The organism is Pseudarthrobacter sp. SL88 (assembly GCF_026672455.1).
Classification (GTDB): Bacteria; Actinomycetota; Actinomycetes; order Actinomycetales; family Micrococcaceae; genus Arthrobacter.
Map to the genome: position 1 here is coordinate 2,160,439 of NZ_JAPPRD010000001.1, position 17,367 is coordinate 2,177,805.

The 17,367-nt window shown below is 61.8% G+C and carries 7 protein-coding genes, 1 tRNA gene and 1 pseudogene; 3 read left to right on the forward strand and 6 right to left on the reverse strand.

What is annotated here, in order from left to right; genetic code table 11:
- Positions 1-90: 90 nt before the first annotated feature.
- Together OVA06_RS09875 and OVA06_RS09880 are read left to right on the forward strand one after the other, a co-directional pair.
- Positions 91-1,773 (forward strand): KAP family P-loop NTPase fold protein, encoded by a 1,683-nt coding sequence (locus OVA06_RS09875; protein ID WP_268157962.1) that lies wholly within the window; start codon positions 91-93, stop codon positions 1,771-1,773.
- Between the two features lie 74 nt (positions 1,774-1,847).
- Positions 1,848-2,198 carry a hypothetical protein gene (locus tag OVA06_RS09880; RefSeq protein ID WP_268157964.1) on the forward strand — a complete coding sequence of 117 codons (351 nt, stop codon included), beginning with the start codon at positions 1,848-1,850 and terminating at the stop codon, positions 2,196-2,198.
- A gap of 158 nt (positions 2,199-2,356) precedes the next feature.
- Here the strand turns inward: OVA06_RS09880 and OVA06_RS09885 are convergent, their stop codons facing one another.
- Together OVA06_RS09885 and OVA06_RS09890 are read right to left on the reverse strand one after the other, a co-directional pair.
- Positions 2,357-6,559, reverse strand: a complete 4,203-nt coding sequence (locus OVA06_RS09885; RefSeq protein ID WP_268157966.1) for a hypothetical protein — start codon at positions 6,557-6,559, stop codon at positions 2,357-2,359.
- 733 nt (positions 6,560-7,292) lie between these two features.
- A tRNA-Leu gene (locus tag OVA06_RS09890) sits at positions 7,293-7,374 on the reverse strand.
- Positions 7,375-7,578: 204 nt separating this feature from the next.
- Between OVA06_RS09890 and OVA06_RS09895 the strand changes: the two are divergent.
- Positions 7,579-8,185 (forward strand): annotated as a pseudogene (locus OVA06_RS09895) (ANTAR domain-containing response regulator).
- Between the two features lie 93 nt (positions 8,186-8,278).
- On the opposite strand, the gene pyk reads toward OVA06_RS09895, so the two are convergent.
- From pyk to lgt, 4 genes are all read right to left on the reverse strand, one after another.
- Entirely contained in the window at positions 8,279-9,769 is a 1,491-nt protein-coding gene (gene pyk, locus OVA06_RS09900) for a pyruvate kinase (protein ID WP_268157968.1), read from the reverse strand.
- Between the two features lie 78 nt (positions 9,770-9,847).
- Positions 9,848-11,305, reverse strand: coding sequence for a glutamate synthase subunit beta (locus OVA06_RS09905; RefSeq protein ID WP_268157970.1), 1,458 nt, complete (start codon positions 11,303-11,305; stop codon positions 9,848-9,850).
- A complete protein-coding gene (gene gltB, locus OVA06_RS09910) occupies positions 11,298-15,911 on the reverse strand; it encodes a glutamate synthase large subunit (RefSeq protein ID WP_268157972.1) in 4,614 nt (1,537 codons plus the stop codon). The genes OVA06_RS09905 and gltB overlap by 8 nt, the downstream gene beginning before the upstream one ends.
- A 263-nt stretch (positions 15,912-16,174) precedes the next feature.
- Complete coding sequence (lgt, locus tag OVA06_RS09915; RefSeq protein WP_268157974.1) at positions 16,175-17,365, reverse strand: prolipoprotein diacylglyceryl transferase; 1,191 nt, start codon at positions 17,363-17,365, stop codon at positions 16,175-16,177.
- Between the last annotated feature and the right edge of the window lie 2 nt (positions 17,366-17,367).

Genomic DNA, 17,367 nt, shown 5'->3' on the forward strand with positions numbered 1-17,367 from the left:
CGGCAGAAGATGCTTTCTCTCTTTCGGCACGGCTTCCATTATCTGTTCTGATAACGGTCGGAGCCGCCTGTTGCCCCTAAAATCGCTGGTGTGATTGAACCGTGGACGGACTCACCGCTCAAAAATCCGAACAAGGACAAGCTCGACCGAGGTCCTTTCGTTGAAATGGCTTCCGGCCTGATCCAAAACCTCGCAAACAGCAATGACAGCACGGTGTTTGGTCTGGTCGGACCATGGGGATCCGGTAAGTCCTCCGTGCTCAACTTCATCCAGCGGAAGCTTACGAAGGACATCGCCGTCGTAAAGTTCAATCCGTGGTCGTTTGATGATGAACGCTTGCAAGCCGAACTTTACAGCACGATCGTGTCGGCCTTCCCCCAAGGCTCCCGTCAAAGCCTTCGAACGAAGTCCTTCAATCTCATCAGACGTACTGGCCCAGGTCTAAAGTTCATACCCGAGGTGGGCGAGAAGTTGGCAGCGATTGCCGAGGAGCTCATTCCGGATGATTCCTGGGACACTGCCTTCAAAGACTTATGGGACACCATCAAAAAAGCCAGCGTCAAAGTACTTATTGTCGTCGACGACGTTGACCGGCTACAGCCACAGGAATTGCTGCTGCTCATGAAGACGATTCGCTTGCTCGGTCGCTTTCCTCGGGTCAATTACTTGCTGTCCTATGACAGGAAGTCCACGATCTCGACCTTGGGGCAGGCCTTGGGTGACGATAACGCAGCTGCCGTGTACCTCGAAAAAATTGTCCAGTACCCGTTGGACTTGCCCGATCCGCAACAGCACTTCCTGCAGAAAATTGTGCAGGACGCTCTGGGGCCCATAGTCACCGCGGCTTCGCTCGGGTTGATTGGTCCCACGCCAAAGATGAGGTTCGATGCGTTCCATGCCGAACACATGTCGGCAACCCTTACGACGCCACGTGCTTGCCGTCGTTACGTTCTTCAGGCACAGACATTCCTTACCCTTGCCGGTGAAGACGTCGACGCAGCGGACTTCTTTGCGCTGACCTTCCTGCGGGTCTTCCACGCAAACCTCTATGCCCGACTCCCAGGCTGGATAGATGACCTGGCTTCCTCCGATGTTGCCTACGCACCGCAGGGTAAGCGACTGCCAAAAGAGGTCTGGATCGCCCGTCTCAGGTCACTGCTCTACACAGCAGAACAAGCCGAAGACTTGGCAGAAGCCCTGGGATCTCTGTTTCCGCGGGCATTCGATAGCCCTCAATGGACCATGGTCGGCGGAAAGCACCGTGTCTATGAACGTGAGTACTTTGAGCGATATTTCAATTTCTCCCTGCCCGCTGGCGATGTGTCGGACGTCCTGGTGAGGCAGGACCTTGAACGGATCTTCCGCGGTGAGTTGGTCAACGGCGCCAAGTGTTCGGGGACTTTTAACCATCCGGTCGAGGGTGTGCAGACCAAAGCGCTCAAGAAAGGTTCCAGAGAAACTGATCACCAGAGAGACACAAGCATCTTGTTGACTATCTCGCCTACGGTTTGGCCCATTTCTCGGCGATTGAAGGTTTCTCCGCACCCGTCTACCTCAAGACGCAGTGGCTGGGAAAGGCAATGCCCGCCGTCCAGGATTGGTCTGACGGCGACGTCCAAAAATTGGTCCAGCTGTTTGAGCGTCCCGAGAAGCTCGGCTACGCCCTGCAATTGCAACAGGTCCAAAGCGAAAGTCCGTTGGGGCACCTTGAAGCCGAAGCCAGCCTGCCACCTACACCGTCTTTTGTTAGTGCTGTCAAGGCAGCCTGGGTAGGACGAGCAGTTTCGTGGCTCATCGATCAATGGGCCCACCCCGATCCCTCCGTTCCGGAGAGCGAACGTTTCATAGTGTGGGAGTACCTGGCGGTGTTCAGCGCTCTGCCGAAGCTCCAGGAAGCCACAAGCAAAACGCTGGAGTCGAAACAGTTGACCCTGACGGCCGTAATAACGGCCTTCACGGTTTGTCCACGTATCCTCGGTGACACCAAAGCGCTTCCGACAGATCTGCAGTTGGTCATCCCGAAATTGAGGGAGACGGTGCCGATGCAGATGTTAATGGATCTTCCCTTGGAGCCGCGGACTCTCGCCGAGGAGACAGACGAGCACGAAATGCCTACGGCCGCGCAGCGCACGAACTTTGCTGTGGAGCACCTGCTGAAGTGGCGCACCATGAAGCCTGAGGCAACCGACAGCAAGTAATCCTGCGATTCAAGCTGTGGCTCTTGAACCAAATAGGGGATCAAACATCAGTACCCGCGACGAACTGCGCTCCGGGAGACGCGCCGGTAGGTTGTCTCACATGTCGATTCGTGAAACAAAACTGGATGAACTCCTTACTGCACTCCTCGTGTTATGAATCAAGACTGCACATCCTCGGTCTCGTCGCCTACATCACGGCCTCGCACTTTTATAAATGGCCCCTCACTTTCCGTTGAGTCAACGGTGGAGACAACTGTCGAGTACCAGATGTCCGAGAAAGCCATATCTTGAAATTCGTCGTCGCCGTCATAGAGAGCATGTTTTTCGCTTAGCGTTGCGATCACCAGATCTGCCTGAAGGGCGTGAAGTCGGTTCTCGATCCATCGGCGATCAGCCACGAGTACGGTCTGACTATGATGGCCATCGATCCGAACGGCTTTGACTACTAGCCCTGTTTCGGTTCGCCACTCAGAGGAAAAACTGGCCCTTTGTGCTTCACCTAGGAGTTCATTCGTCGGGACGTACAGATCTACGCTCTCGTCAATCGAGCAGTCGAGGATGTTGCCCTCCCAGAGGTATTGCTCAACGGCAGGTCGACATGAAAGGCCGAGTGCTTGAAGGAGCTCAGGTTGGTCTTGCTCATCACGTTGTGCCGAGCTGGTCTGAACGATCGGCGCCCATCTTTGCTCTCCGAGGTATTGAGTGTAGGGCTGGCTGACGTCGGGCATCCAACGGCCGTTGAGTCCGCGCTCGACGAGGACGTCATGCAGCTTTTTGCCGTCACCGGCTGGTGTTAGCCATGCGAATTGAAGGAAGAACACGTCTCGTTCCCGCTTGTAGACCCCGCTACGCTTGGCGTTGTCTCGGTCCCAGGAGGCGTAGCGTTGAAGAGCTACCCATTGTCCTCCAGTTGAGTCCGTAGGAAAGAACATCTGACTGGCTTGAGGAAGGTCCTCCGTCCGCCCGACCCACTGGTCTGGATCAGTTGACGAATCCATATCTGGCGATGCAAGCTCTGCCCACTTCTCCTGATGAGTCCATCCAACCTTGCAGATTCTTCTGCCATCGACATCGTCCGCTGGCGGGAGACTAGGGTCGAAGTCGCGGCCATACCAAACCCACGGTCCCTCATATGTGGCTGGCGAAGTGAACCACGACTCAGCAGCGGGGTGGAAGTTGTCGGCCAACCGGGCGAGTAATTCCTGATGCGCGATCCACTGGTACTTTTTCCCAAAGCGCTCAGCTTTGTGTGCGTCGCGGCCTTTTCGCAAATCATGATTGCGCTCGAACGACTCGAACCTCTCAGCGGTCCAGCCTAGTCCTATGGCACGGTGTGCTATCCACCTGCCGGCCCAGTCTGCCTCAACCTCTCCTTTGGGATCCCCGTACTTCTCGGAGGGTGGGGGCCCGGACAGCGGGTACCAACTGAAAAAGCCAACATCTGACTTAACCACATACTTGTTGAAGTCACCCATCCAGTCCAAGCATGAGCTGAGGATGCTGTATGCACGCCACTCGACAAACTCCCCATTCTCGTTCTTGACATAACCGTGCACTTTTTTGAGGGCTTCAGCAGTCGGAGGCTCTTCTGGCGGTCGCGCGCCGTACGGCGGCGATAGTCGATGAACTAGAAGGTCATCTGCCAACCCAAGGTGCCGGGCATAAGACATGAGACCCCGCGCCGAGTCCCGGGCCACGGCGTGTATGGGCAGACCAGCGTTTGACCACTGCTCGAGGGACCCTACGATTTGGGCGACGGCTTCTTTGTGATCGCTCCCACTCACCATCACTGCCCCATATACGCAAGTAAGGGCACGTTCCTGGACATATGGGTCATTGATACCGCGCGCCGTGTCAAGGAGATAGGCACCGAGATCAAGATGCTGTGCCAGCAGCGCTACGAGGCTTCTGCTAGTGCGGTCACGAAGAAACCTGTTGGGCGAAGTTAAAAACCACACGAGCATAGTGCAAACCAAACGCACCTGCTCCGAGTCTGCCAGCTCCCCTCCCCGGTCTGCCCACTTGGAAACTCGAGCAAAAGCTGGCGAAGTGTCATCGGCCTGGTAACTGTCAATAGACCATGTAGCGTCGCGTTCAGGCAAAGCTATGGTGACCAATCGTGCGTGGAGCCAGTCGGCGTTTGCAGGATGCCCCTCCTGAGGCGCAAGTGCAAGGACAGTGTCAACCCAGTCCTCCGCAGATAAGGACAGCTCCCCCTCGAGCATGCGCACGGTCCGCTGGCTGAACGCTGCTGTCGCTCTGTCGGTTAGGCTCTCCCGCGTTGCTTGAACCATTAGGTCGTCCATAGTCTTATGCGGCAGCACGTCAATCAGTTCTATTCCGTAGGTTTCTGGAAGTAGAACGCTCATTGTTCGCCATAGCCAATTCTCTTTGTTCAGTCTCTTTCGCAGTGGGTTCGAGAGCGTGCGGCGCTGTGGTTTCAGCAGCCGGGTCAGCTTCCCGCGGCGAGCGGCGTCTAGATCCAGTAACCGTTTTGCCAGTAAGTGCTCAGAGTAGGCTTGGAACGGAAAGGCCGCAGACTCTGTGCCTTCATAGTCAGGTCGGATTTCGAGCAGCCCTTCGCTCACGAGCTGTTGAAAGAGCGTGTTCGGCCAAGGGCGCCCGGGAAGCAAATCATCAATTCGGTCTTCGATGGTCGACCGTGGTACGGCACGGCCGCTGTTCTCAAGGAGCAGATCTGCCGCAAGGGTAATGGCGTCGGCGACTATGGGCGAGGTAGGGGGCAGGTGCAATGTGTCCCGAACGCGTCCCGACTGCAACTTCGCGAAACTTGAAAACAACGTGGAGCGCGTCGGGGGAACTTCAGAGGCCATTTTGTTGCCTGCGACGACAGCGCAATACATTCGTAGAAACAGTGGACTGCTGAACGAAGGACCTAATGATGCATTCGGTGAAAGCGAAATGTTGTAGAGCCTGGAGTAAGCAGATAAAGCGTCCATCTCATATCCGGCAAGTCCAGGGTGACGGACGATCGATAAACCCTGTGGCGGCGAGATTGTTTGCCGGTAATCCGATCTGTATGAGACGACTAACGAAATGTGGCGACGCGCCTCGATTTGTGAAAGCAAGGCAGGGAGTTCGCTGCGCCACATCCGTGGATCCTGAGCTTCGTTCAGTGCGTCTACGACGATTAGGGCTCGACATGCCTTTGCTTCAGCAAGCGAGTCGAGTGCATCTAGAAATTCGTCACTTGAATGCGCGAGCCCTCCGAGTGCAGATTCTACCGACGACCACCAATTGCCTTCCTTCAACCTTTGCCCAAGTATGGCAATTGCCGGCACGCCCGCTTCGAGAAGCGCGTCAACTTGCTTCATAAGTGCGTGGGTTTTTCCTTGACCCGCCGGGCCTTCAATCGCAACGGCTTTTGCACGGTAAAGACGCTCTACCGGGCCAGCGACAAAGTTGATCAGCGCAGACGTTGATGCGATAACTTGATCCAGAGCCTGCTGTTCATGGGTATGTATTCCATTGAAGCGGACTAGGGCAGCGTCGTGAATGGCCGTCGCCGCCGTCCTTAGGGATTCAAAATCCATGAAGCCTGTCGGGACGGTTTCACCTTCGGTTCCTGCACCCACAGACTGTTCTCTCATCGTCTCAAGAGTAGACAGACGTGTCTTTACGGGATGGGTGCTCTCATCCCAGAGACCACGGTCCTGACGGCATGTGACCAGGACACGTTCAATGAGCACGTTGACGTGCGACAGGAATGCCGGGGTAGCACTGACTGCGTCGAGGGAAGTTTGCACACGGGACGGTGAATCAGCTTCCGGTGTGTAGCGATCACCAGCAACGTTAACCGCCTCAGCCCACCTTTGCCTGAACCATGCCTCGCTGAGCTCTAGCTCCTGAAACCAATATGCCCGACGGCCCGCATGTTCGGCTCGCGATAAGGCCGAAACAATGTCACCGGCGCGGATGATGTCGAAGTCGAGCCGCTCGGCTCCACTGACGTCACGCCTCCAACGCTCTACCGCGTCCTCCCACCGTTGTTGATCCGACTTGGAGCGCCTCGACGCGGCATCTGTGAAGTCATACGGAACAATGAAGGTGAGGCGCGTCATGGCAGGCCGTTTGTCGGCGACAGCTTTCACTGACTCGAGCATTCCACCGAGTGCATCCTCAAGTGATTCGTTGAATTTGGCCTGGAATCCTTCATGGTGGCCATCGCTGTAAATTTCGTACCACTCCACGCCGCCATCCGGAGCACGAGTCTTCCTCGTCTCGATATGGCCATCCCGAACCGGTGGACGCAGCTGATAGACCAATTCTTCCCAGGCACGAGCCTGCGTTCCTTCGTGTTCTCGAATATCGCGGAGACGAATTCCGGTTGTCGACGCCAAGACTTGTTTCCTCGATCCTCTCGAAGGCCGACGTGTTGGACAGCTCATGCGGCTGTCGCCCCCTGTAGCTTGCCAGACAAGTAGCCCGGTGTCCGAGAACGGCGCGCATCGATGAACCAGGTCCGCCCCCATGTAGAGAGGCCCCATGCGCCTTCCTGAGTCCAGCATCCATAGCGGGATTGTTGTCAGGCCTTCCGCGACCAAGCGGAAAGCTTCGCTCGCGTCCCTGGTTCCTATGCAATACCCAGCCCGATTGCCGCTCAAATTCGGAGTGGCTCCCACAGTTTCCTACGGCCAAGCGGACGAGCGGTGGGCCAAGCTGGCAGCAAGGTAGATACGCGCGGGGCCTCCCAAAATCAACCAATGACACTCTGGAGGATTAGTTAGCGATGCGCGCCTGTCGGACTACGGCTGAACAACATCCGCTACGACTTCCAAGGTGCTGCCACCAGTCCTGTGACCATGACTCTCTTACGAGATAGGTCCTACGCCAACCTTGCTGCTCCTCCAGCAAACCGGCTGCGATGTAAACCACTTCAACGATTGACTCAACTCAACCCGGAGCGTTGCCTGGCGCTGCGCACTAGTTGGGGTCGCTTCCCCGGCAGCTGAAGCGGCGCCTAACGTATCTGGCGTTGGCCGATGCATTAGCGACTTACACGCCGCAAGTCTCCATTTGTCAAGCTTTGTCAACAGTAAAAAGACAAAAGGCCTCTGACCTGCGGAAACACTGTGCCCGAGGTGGGACTCGAACCCACACACCTTTCGATACCGCATTTTGAGTGCGGCGCGTCTGCCAATTCCGCCACTCGGGCGCGGAATACGTGAAGTCCAGCGGGTACGCCCACAGCTGATTGTGAGCAACGCGATCGCTTCACGTACGCGGAATTACTCTACATGCAGATAGGCTGAAGTCCAGAATCGCGCCGCCGCTGCCGCACCAGACCATGCAGTCCAAGTAACAACCGCGGTGGCACCTAAGATAGTGATGTCCCGCCGTACCCCTCCAAGGAGATCCCGTGACTGAACAGACGGAGTCCAAATCCACATCCCAGCCGGCGCGCCGCGTCATTGTGGCTGAGGATGAAACCCTCATCCGCCTCGACATCATCGAGATCCTGCGCGGCGAAGGCTACGACGTTATCGGCGAGGCGGACAACGGCGAAAAGGCCGTGCAGCTGGCCGAGGAACTCAAGCCGGACCTGGTCCTGATGGACGTCAAGATGCCCGTCATGGACGGAATTTCCGCTGCGGAGAAGATCGTCAAGGCACGCATTGCCCCGGTGGTACTGCTGACCGCCTTCAGCCAGAAGGAACTGGTTGAGCGCGCCCGCGACGCCGGCGCCATGGCCTACGTGGTCAAGCCCTTCACTCCCGCGGACCTCATCCCCGCCCTCGAGATCGCGCTCTCCCGCCACGAGGAGATCAAGGCCCTCGAAAGCGAGGTGTCCGACCTCCAGGAGCAGTTCGCCACCCGCAAGCTCGTGGAGCGCGCCAAGAGCCTGCTCACCACCAAGATGGGCCTCACCGAGCCCGAGGCCTTCCGCTGGATCCAGAAGACGTCCATGGACCGCCGCCTCAGCATGCGTGAGGTCGCCCGAGACCATCATCAATCAGGTCAACTAGTCGGGCCAGGCCCGGAGCGATTACGACGACGGGCCGCACCAAAGCGAAAAGGACCCCTGCCAGCCGGCAGGGGTCCTTTTCCGTTCAGAAGAGCTAGGCCTTCTTCTTCTTTTCCGGCCAGGGGCCGAGCTTTTCCTTGTTGCTGGTGACTTCTCCCGCACGTGTGGAGTCGGCGAGGTCGCCCACCTTGTGCACCTTCAGGGAGTTCGTCGAACCCGCCTTTCCGGGAGGCGAACCGGCGGCGATGACCACCAAGTCACCGTCCTCAACGAGTCCCATGTCCGAAAGGCTGCGGTCCACCTGCGCGGTCATCGCATCGGTGTGGTCCACCATCTGCACCAGCACCGGCTGGATACCCCAGGTCAGGGCCAGCTGGTTCCAGACCTGCTCCACCGGAGTGAACGCAAAGACCGGCTTAATGGGACGCAGGCGGGACAGGCGGCGGGCCGAGTCACCGGACTGTGTGAACGCACAGATGTACTTGGCATCCAACTGGTCGGCGATTTCGACGGCGGCACGGGTGATGGCGCCGCCACGGGTCTTGGGCTTGGTCCCCAGCGGGGGAACGCGCTCCAGGCCGTGGACCTCGGTGGACTCGATGATCCGCGCCATGGTCTTGACCGTTTCAATCGGATACTTGCCCACGCTGGTCTCACCGGACAGCATGACGGCGTCGGCACCATCGAGCACGGCGTTGGCGCAGTCGGATGCCTCGGCGCGGGTGGGCCGCGGGTTGTCGATCATGGACTCGAGCACCTGCGTGGCCACGATGACCGGCTTGGCCCAGCGGCGGGCCAGTTCGATGGCACGCTTCTGCACGATCGGAACTTCCTCCAGCGGAAGTTCCACACCAAGGTCGCCACGGGCCACCATGATGGCATCGAACGCGTCGACGATTTCCGGCAACTGGTCCACGGCCTGCGGCTTTTCGATCTTGGCGATGACCGGTGCGCGGCGGCCTTCCTCGTCCATGATCTCGTGGACGCGGGTGATGTCAGAGGCGTCCCGGACGAAGGAGAGTGCCACCAGGTCCACGCCGCGGCGCAGTGCCCAGCGGAGGTCGTCCTCGTCCTTTTCGCTCAGTGCGGGAACGTTGACGGCCACACCCGGAAGGTTGATGCCCTTGTTGTTGGACACCATGCCGCCCACGGTCACCTCGGCAACGACCTTCACGTCGTCGACCTCGATGGCACGCAGCGCCACCTTGCCGTCGTCGATCAGGAGGGCGTCGCCCACCCTGACGTCTTCGGTCAGGGTCTTCAGGGTCGTGGAGCAGATTTCCTGCGTGCCGGGAACGTCTTCGGTGGTGATGGTGAAGATGTCACCGACGGCCAGGGCGTGCGGGCCGTCAACAAAGCGGCCCAGACGGATCTTGGGACCCTGCAGGTCGGCCATGATGGCAACCGGCTTGCCCAGGTCCGCGGCGGCCTTGCGGACGTTCTCGTAGGTGTTGTCGTGCACGGTGTAGTCGCCGTGGCTCATGTTCATGCGGGCAACGTCAACGCCGGCTTCCAGCACCGCGAGGGTGTTCTCGTAGCTGGCGATGGCCGGACCGAATGTCGCCACAATTTTTGCGCGTCTCATATACCTACCCTATTGGTCACTTGCATTGGTTAAGTTGTCGAGGAGGTGAACCCTCCATGCACCGCTGGAGGACGGCGGCTAAAGGACAGCGATGGCGCGGTCCGTCGGGGCAACCGGCGCCGGCAGGATGGTGCTGCCCATCAGGTACTTGTCCACTGCCGCAGCGGCGGCGCGGCCTTCCGCGATCGCCCAGACGATCAGTGACTGGCCACGTCCGGCGTCGCCGGCAACGAAGACGCCCTCGGTGTTCGTCATGTAGTAGCCGTCGCGGGACACGTTCCCGCGGCCGTCGAATTCGGCCTTCACCTGTTCGGTGATGTTTGCAGGCTCTGCGCCGGTGAAGCCCAGCGACAGGAACACCAGGTCGGCGGGGATAACCCGCTCGGTGCCGGCTTTGGGCAGCCGCTTGCCGTCGACAAACTCGGTTTCGGCAACCTTGACGCCGGTCAGTTTGCCGTTTTCTCCAACGAACCCGATGGTGGAGGCAAGGTAGGTACGCTCGCCGCCTTCTTCGTGGGCGCTGGCAACTTCGAACAGGGTGGGGAACGTGGGCCACGGCTGGTGGCCGGCCCGCTCGGCCGGCGGCTGCTTGCCAATGGCCAGCGTGGTCACAGATGCAGCGCCGTGCCGGTGCGCCGTGCCGAGGCAGTCCGCTCCGGTGTCGCCGCCGCCCAGGATCACAACATGCTTGCCCTGCGCATGGATCTGGTTTTCGATGGTCTCCCCCGCCACTGCGCGGTTGGCCGGAACCAGGTAATCCATGGCGAAGTGCACGCCGTCCAGGTCGCGGCCCGGGATGGGCAGGTCGCGCGGCACGGTGGCGCCGGTGGCGATGACCACGGCGTCGTACCGGCGGCGCAGCTGCTCCCAGGTGACGTCCGTACCAACAGCAACACCCGTGCGGAAGCGGGTGCCTTCGGCCTTCATCTGCTCGAGCCGGCGGTCCACCTGCTCTTTTTCCATCTTGAAGTCGGGGATGCCGTAGCGCAGCAGGCCGCCGATCTTGTCGTCCCGTTCGTAGACGGCGACGGTGTGGCCCACGCGGGTGAGCTGCTGGGCAGCTGCCAGCCCGGCCGGGCCCGAGCCAACGACGGCCACAGTCTTGCCCGTGAGCCGGTGCGGCGGCAGCGGGTTGACCCAGCCGTTGTCAAAGGCCTCATCGATGATGGAGACCTCAACCTGTTTGATGGTCACGGCGGGCTGGTTGATGCCCAGCACACAGGACGCTTCGCAGGGGGCAGGGCAAAGCCGGCCGGTCCATTCCGGGAAGTTGTTCGTGGCGTGCAGGCGCTCGATGGCTTCCTCGCCCTTGTCCCGCCACGTGAGGTCGTTCCATTCAGGAATCAGGTTGCCCAGCGGGCACCCCTGGTGGCAGAACGGAACGCCGCAGTCCATGCAGCGGCCTGCCTGGGCCTTCAGCGTGCCCTTCTCCTGGGCCTCGTAGACCTCTTTCCAGTCCATGATGCGGACAGGAACGGGACGGCGCGGCTGGGTTTCACGCTGGCGTACTTTCAGAAATCCGCGTGGGTCAGCCACCGGTCACCTCCAGGATTCGAGACCAAACTTCTTCGCCGTCGGGGTCAAGGCCCTCTTCGATGGCGTCAAGACGGGTTTGCAGCACGGCCGCGTAGTCGCGCGGCAGCACCTTGGTAATGCGGGCAACGGTGTCATCGAAGTTCTCCAACAGGCGCGCGGCCAGCTGGGAGTCGGTTTCCTCGATGTGCTTCACCAGCAGCCCGTGGACGATGTCGCGGTCCTCGGCGTCCAGTTCGCGCAGCTGCAGTTCACCGGATTCGAGGGCCTGCTTGTTGACGCGGGTGGTCCGCAGGTCAAGGACATACGCGGTTCCGCCGGACATGCCGGCACCGAAGTTGCGTCCCGTGCGGCCCAGGATCAGCGTCTGGCCACCGGTCATGTACTCGCAGCCGTGGTCGCCAATGCCTTCGACGACGGCGGTGGCACCGGAGTTGCGGACCAGGAAGCGTTCGCCCACCTGGCCGCGCAGGAACATCTCACCACTGGTGGCACCGTAGCCGATGACGTTGCCGGCAATGACGTTGGTCTCCGCCTTGAACACGTTGGTACGGTCCGGGCGGACAATGATCCGGCCGCCGGAGAGGCCCTTGCCCACGTAGTCGTTGGAATCGCCGAAAAGCCGCAGCGTGATGCCTGCCGGCAGGAAGGCGCCCAGCGACTGGCCGGCAGTGCCGTTCAGGGTGATGTCGATCGTGTCCGTGGCCAGCACATCCGTGCCGAACGCCTTGGTGACCGTGTGGCCCAGCATCGTGCCCACCGACCGGTCGGTGTTGATGACGTCCACGGTGATCTTTACCGGGCTGCGGTCCGTCAGCGCTTCGGTGGCCATGGTGATCAGGCGCTGGTCGAAGTGCTTGTCCAGCTCGTGGTTCTGGCCGGTCATATTGCGCAGCGGCGCGTCGTCGTCGAACTCAAGGCCGTGCAGGATCGGATCCAGGTCCAGGCCCTCGGCCTTCCAGTGGTCGATGGCCTCACGGGTGTCCAGGACCTCGGCGTGTCCGATGGCCTCTTCAAGGCTCCGGAAACCGAGTTCCGCCAGGATCTCACGGACTTCCTCGGCCAGGAACTCGAAGAAGTTGACCACGAACTCGGGCTTGCCGCTGAAGCGGGCCCGCAGCTCGGGGTTCTGGGTGGCAACGCCCACCGGGCAAGTGTCCAGGTGGCAGACGCGCATCATGATGCAGCCTTCCACCACCAGCGGAGCAGTGGCGAAGCCGAACTCCTCACCGCCCAACAGCGCGGCGATGACAACGTCGCGGCCAGTCTTGAGCTGGCCGTCCACCTGCACCACCACGCGGTCGCGCAGCCCGTTGAGCATCAGGGTCTGCTGGGTTTCGGCCAAGCCGAGCTCCCAGGGAACACCCGCGTGCTTCAGCGAGTTCAGCGGCGAGGCGCCGGTGCCGCCGTCGTGTCCGGAGACGAGTACGACGTCGGCCTTCGCCTTGGTCACGCCGGACGCCACGGTGCCGATCCCCACTTCCGAGACGAGCTTCACGTGCACACGGGCCGAGGGGTTGGCACGCTTGGCATCGTAGATGAGCTGCGCGAGGTCCTCGATCGAGTAGATGTCGTGGTGCGGGGGCGGCGAGATGAGTCCCACGCCGGGGGTTGAGTGACGGGTCCGGGCTACCCAGGGGTAGACCTTCTGCGCCATCAGCTGGCCGCCTTCGCCGGGCTTGGCCCCCTGGGCCATCTTGATCTGGATGTCGTCGGCGTTGGTCAGGTAGAGGCTGGTCACGCCGAACCGTCCGGAGGCGATTTGTTTGACGGCGGAGCGGCGCTCCGGATCGAGCAGGCGGTCCACGTCCTCGCCGCCTTCACCGGTATTGGACTTGCCGCCCAGCCGGTTCATGGCGATGGCCAGGGTCTCGTGCGCTTCCTTGGAGATGGAGCCGTAGCTCATGGCTCCGGTGGAGAACCGCTTGACGATGCTGGAGACAGGCTCCACTTCCTCGAGCGGAACGGCGGGGCGCCCGTCCTTGAACTTGAGCAGGCCGCGCAGCGTCATCAGGTTTGTGGACTGGTCGTCCACCCCCTTGGTGTAGGCCTTGAAGATGTCGTAGCGGCGTTCGCGGGTGGCGTGCTGCAGCCGGAAGACCGTCTCCGGGTTGAACAGGTGCGGTTCGCCGTCGCGGCGCCACTGGTATTCGCCACCACCAAGCAGCGGGCGGTGCGGCTGCTCGATGCCGCCCTCGGGGTAGGCCATCTGGTGCCGCGCGGAAACCTCGGCTGCGATGACGTCGAGGCCGACGCCGCCGAGCTGGGAGTGGGTGCCGGCGAAGAATTCGTCCACCAGGTCCTGGCCCAGGCCGAGGGCCTCGAACGTCTGCGCACCGGTGTAGGAGGCCACGGTGGAGATGCCCATTTTGGACATGATCTTGAGGACGCCCTTGCCGAGGCCCTTGATCAGGTTGTAAACACCGTCCTGCGGGGTCACGCCGGTGACGTCGCCTGCCGCGATGAGCTGCTCCACGGATTCCATGGCCAGGTACGGGTTCACGGCGGAGGCGCCGTAGCCGATCAGGACTGCAACGTGGTGCGTCTCGCGGACGTCGCCGGCCTCGACCACCAGGGCGGTCTTGGTGCGGTTGGCGCTGCGCAGCAGGTGGTGGTGCACGGCGCTGACCAGCAGCAGCGACGGGATGGGCGCCCACTGGGCGTTGGAGTCGCGGTCGGACAGCACGATGTACTGCACGCCGCGGTTGATCGCACCGGAAACCTGTTCGCAGATTTCGGTGAGGCGGGCGCGGAGCGCGTTCTCGCCGCCTTCGGGGCGGTAGAGGCCGCGGACCTTCATGGACAGGCGGTCGCCGTCGGGGCTTTCGATGTTGGCGATCTTGGCGAGCTGGTCGTTGTTTATCACCGGGAACGGCAGCTGGACCTGGGGCTGGCGGACCTGCTTGGTGTCCAGCAGGTTGCCGTTGGGGCCGATCGCACAGGTCAGGGAGGTGACCAGTTCTTCGCGGATGGCGTCCAGCGGCGGGTTGGTGACCTGCGCGAACGACTGGACGAAGTAGTCGAACAGCAGGCGCGGGCGCTTGGACAGCACGGCCACCGGCGTGTCGGAACCCATGGCGCCGAGCGGCTCGGCACCGGTGCGGGCCATCGGGCCCAGCAGGATCTTCAGTTCCTCGGTGGTGTAGCCGAAGGTCCGCTGGCGGATGTTCACGGACGCGGCCGTGTGCACCACGTGCTCGCGCTCGGGCAGTTCGTTGAGGTCGATCAGGTTGTCCTTGACCCACTCAGCCCACGGGTTGGCGGCGGCCACCTCGGCCTTGACCTCTTCGTCGTCGATGATACGGCCGGCGTCGGTGTCCACCAGGAACATCTTGCCCGGGGACACGCGGCCCTTCTTGACCACGCGGGAAGGCTCGACGTCGATGACGCCCACTTCGGAGGCGAAGACGATCAGGCCGTCTTCGGTGATCCAGAAACGCCCGGGGCGCAGGCCATTGCGGTCCAGGGTGGCACCCACCAGGTTGCCATCCGTGAACGACACTGCAGCGGGGCCATCCCACGGCTCCATCAGCAGCGAGTGGTACTCGTAGAACGCGCGGCGGGCCGGATCCATGGTGGCATGGTTTTCCCAGGCCTCAGGGATCATCATCATGATCGAGTGCGTGATGGGACGGCCCGAAAGCCACAGCAGCTCGGCCACCTCGTCGAAGGACGCGGAATCGGAGGCACCGGGGGTGCAGATGGGGTACAGCTCTTCCGGCGAGTCACCGAGCAGCGGGTTGGCCAGCTGTGACTGCCGGGCGCGCATCCAGTTGCGGTTGCCCTTGACGGTGTTGATCTCGCCGTTGTGGGCGATGGTCCGGAACGGCTGCGCGAGCGGCCAGGACGGGAACGTGTTCGTGGAGAACCGCGAGTGGACGATCGCCAGCTTGGTCTTGAAGCGCTTGTCCGATAGGTCCGGGTAGAACGGCTCCAGCTGGGCCGTGGTGAGCATGCCCTTGTAGACGATGGTCCGGGAGGACAGCGACGGGAAGTAGACGCCGAACTTGTTCTGGGCGCGCTTGCGGATCCGCCAAGCACGGGAATCGAGCTCGTTGCGCTCCAGGGTCTCGCCGGTGGCGGACGCCAAGAACGGCTGGGAGAAGTACGGCATGCAGGCGCGGGCCATGGCTCCGACGAGGTCGGCGACCACCGGCACTTCGCGCCAGCCGAGGACGGTGAGGCCCTCGTCAGCGGCCAGGCCCTCGATACCGGCCTTGGCGGCGTCGGCCTCGCGCTGTTCAGCCGGAAGGAAAGCGGTGCCGGCGACGTACTGGCCGGGTGCCGGCAGTTCGAATTCGGTGACGGCCCGGAAGAACTCGTCCGGGATCTGCATCAGCAGGCCCGCGCCGTCACCGGTGCCCTCGTCGGCGCCGACAGCGCCGCGGTGCTCGAGGTTGCGCAGCGCCGTGAGCGCGGCATCGACGATGTCATACCCGGGCTCGCCGCGGAGGGTGGCGATAATCGCAAGACCGCAGGCATCCTTCTCCTGCTCCGGGTTGTACAGCCCGGCGGCCTCCGGCAGGGCCGCGAACCGCTTAAACGGCGACATGGCGGCCTCGGGCTGATCCGGTTCGGACCAGCTGGGAGTTTGAAGAGTTTGGGTCATGGGAGACGTCCTTCCTCCTGATCGTGCGTATGGAAGGGACACCGTTGGCCCCACTCGTCGGCGCCACTGTGATGGGCACAACAAAGTGTTATTTACTGGAAATTGTAGGTCAGCCCGGCCTGCTGAACTAACAGTTACGCAGGCCCCTGCCCAGGGCCTCACCGGACGGCAGCTCTATGCTGTCCAAGTTCGGCCCCATGCCACGACGTTGTGGTTTCGGGCCCTTCGAGCGGTGGCTCTGCTGCCCTGCCTTGGCCGGCGCCCTACTTGGTGCTGCCGGTTTCCGGTGCCGTTCCGGTGGCCGTGCTGCCGGAGTGTCCGGAAGCCGCTGCGTCCGTGCCTGGCTTGCCGCCGGCCGGTGCTGCCTGGGCCTTCTCCGCGGGGACGGAAGCAGGCCTGGAACCGCTTTGGTTATCAGGGAGATTATCACGCGATTCACTATCTGAGACAACAGAGTCCGCATCACGGACTTCTTCATCTGTGTGTGTGACGCCTCCCGGAGCATCCGCGTCCGCGGGCTTTTCCACCGCTTTGTCCGCGGGCTTCCGGCCCGGAAGATACACCGTGTCCGGCTCCGTGCGCTTCTTCAGGCCAAGCAGGATGAAGGCCGCCAGCGCCACAACGAAGACCAGGATGCTGGTCCAGACGTTCAGCCGCGTAGTGATCCCGAGCAGCGAAACCTGCTCGGCGTCGTCAATGCGCATGGCCTCGATCCACACACGCCCCAGCGTGTAGTACATCGCGTAGAGCCAGAAAAGCCGGCTTCGGCGGAAGTCAAAGCGGCGGTCCAGGGCGAGCAGGATCACGACGCCGGCAATGTTCCACAGCGATTCGTAAAGGAACGTGGGGTGGAACAGGGTGTCCGCCGGGACGCCGGCGGGGAAGTTCGGGTTGTCCGCGTCAATTTGGAGTCCCCAGGGCAGGGTGGTGGGACCACCGAAGAGTTCCTGGTTGAACCAGTTGCCCCAACGGCCCAGGGCCTGTGCGAGCAGCAGACCCGGTGCTGCGGCGTCCAGGAAGGCGGAGAGCTTGACGCCGCTGCGCCGGCAGCCGATCCAGGCACCGACAACTCCGAGCACCACGGCACCCCAGATGCCCAGTCCGCCGCGCTGGATCTGCGGAATCAGCGACAGGTCGCCGGTGCCATCGAAACCCGGGCCGAAGTAGGCATCCGGCGATGAGAACACGTGGTAGAGCCGGCCACCGATGATGCCGAACGGGATGGCCCAGATGACGATGTCCCAGACGCTGCCTTCCGGAGCTCCTCGCTTCGCCCAGCGGACGGACGTGAGCCAGAGGCCCGCGATGATGCCGGCCAGGATGCACAGAGCGTAGGCGTGGATGCGGAGGGAACCCCACGGCAGGGGGATGTCGAAGCCCGACCAGCCGGGGCTCGGGATGCTGGCGGGAACCAGGGTGGGCGCCAGTTCAGCGGCGGCGAGGAGGGTCTGCATCC

Excerpts from the sequence above, each read along its gene's own strand:
- pyk (WP_268157968.1), bottom strand. The coding sequence starts at position 9,769 with ATGAGACGCGCAAAAATTGTGGCGACATTCGGTCCGGCCATCGCCAGC.
- gltB (WP_268157972.1), bottom strand. The coding sequence starts at position 15,911 with ATGACCCAAACTCTTCAAACTCCCAGCTGGTCCGAACCGGATCAGCCC.
- lgt (WP_268157974.1), bottom strand. The coding sequence starts at position 17,365 with ATGCAGACCCTCCTCGCCGCCGCTGAACTGGCGCCCACCCTGGTTCCC.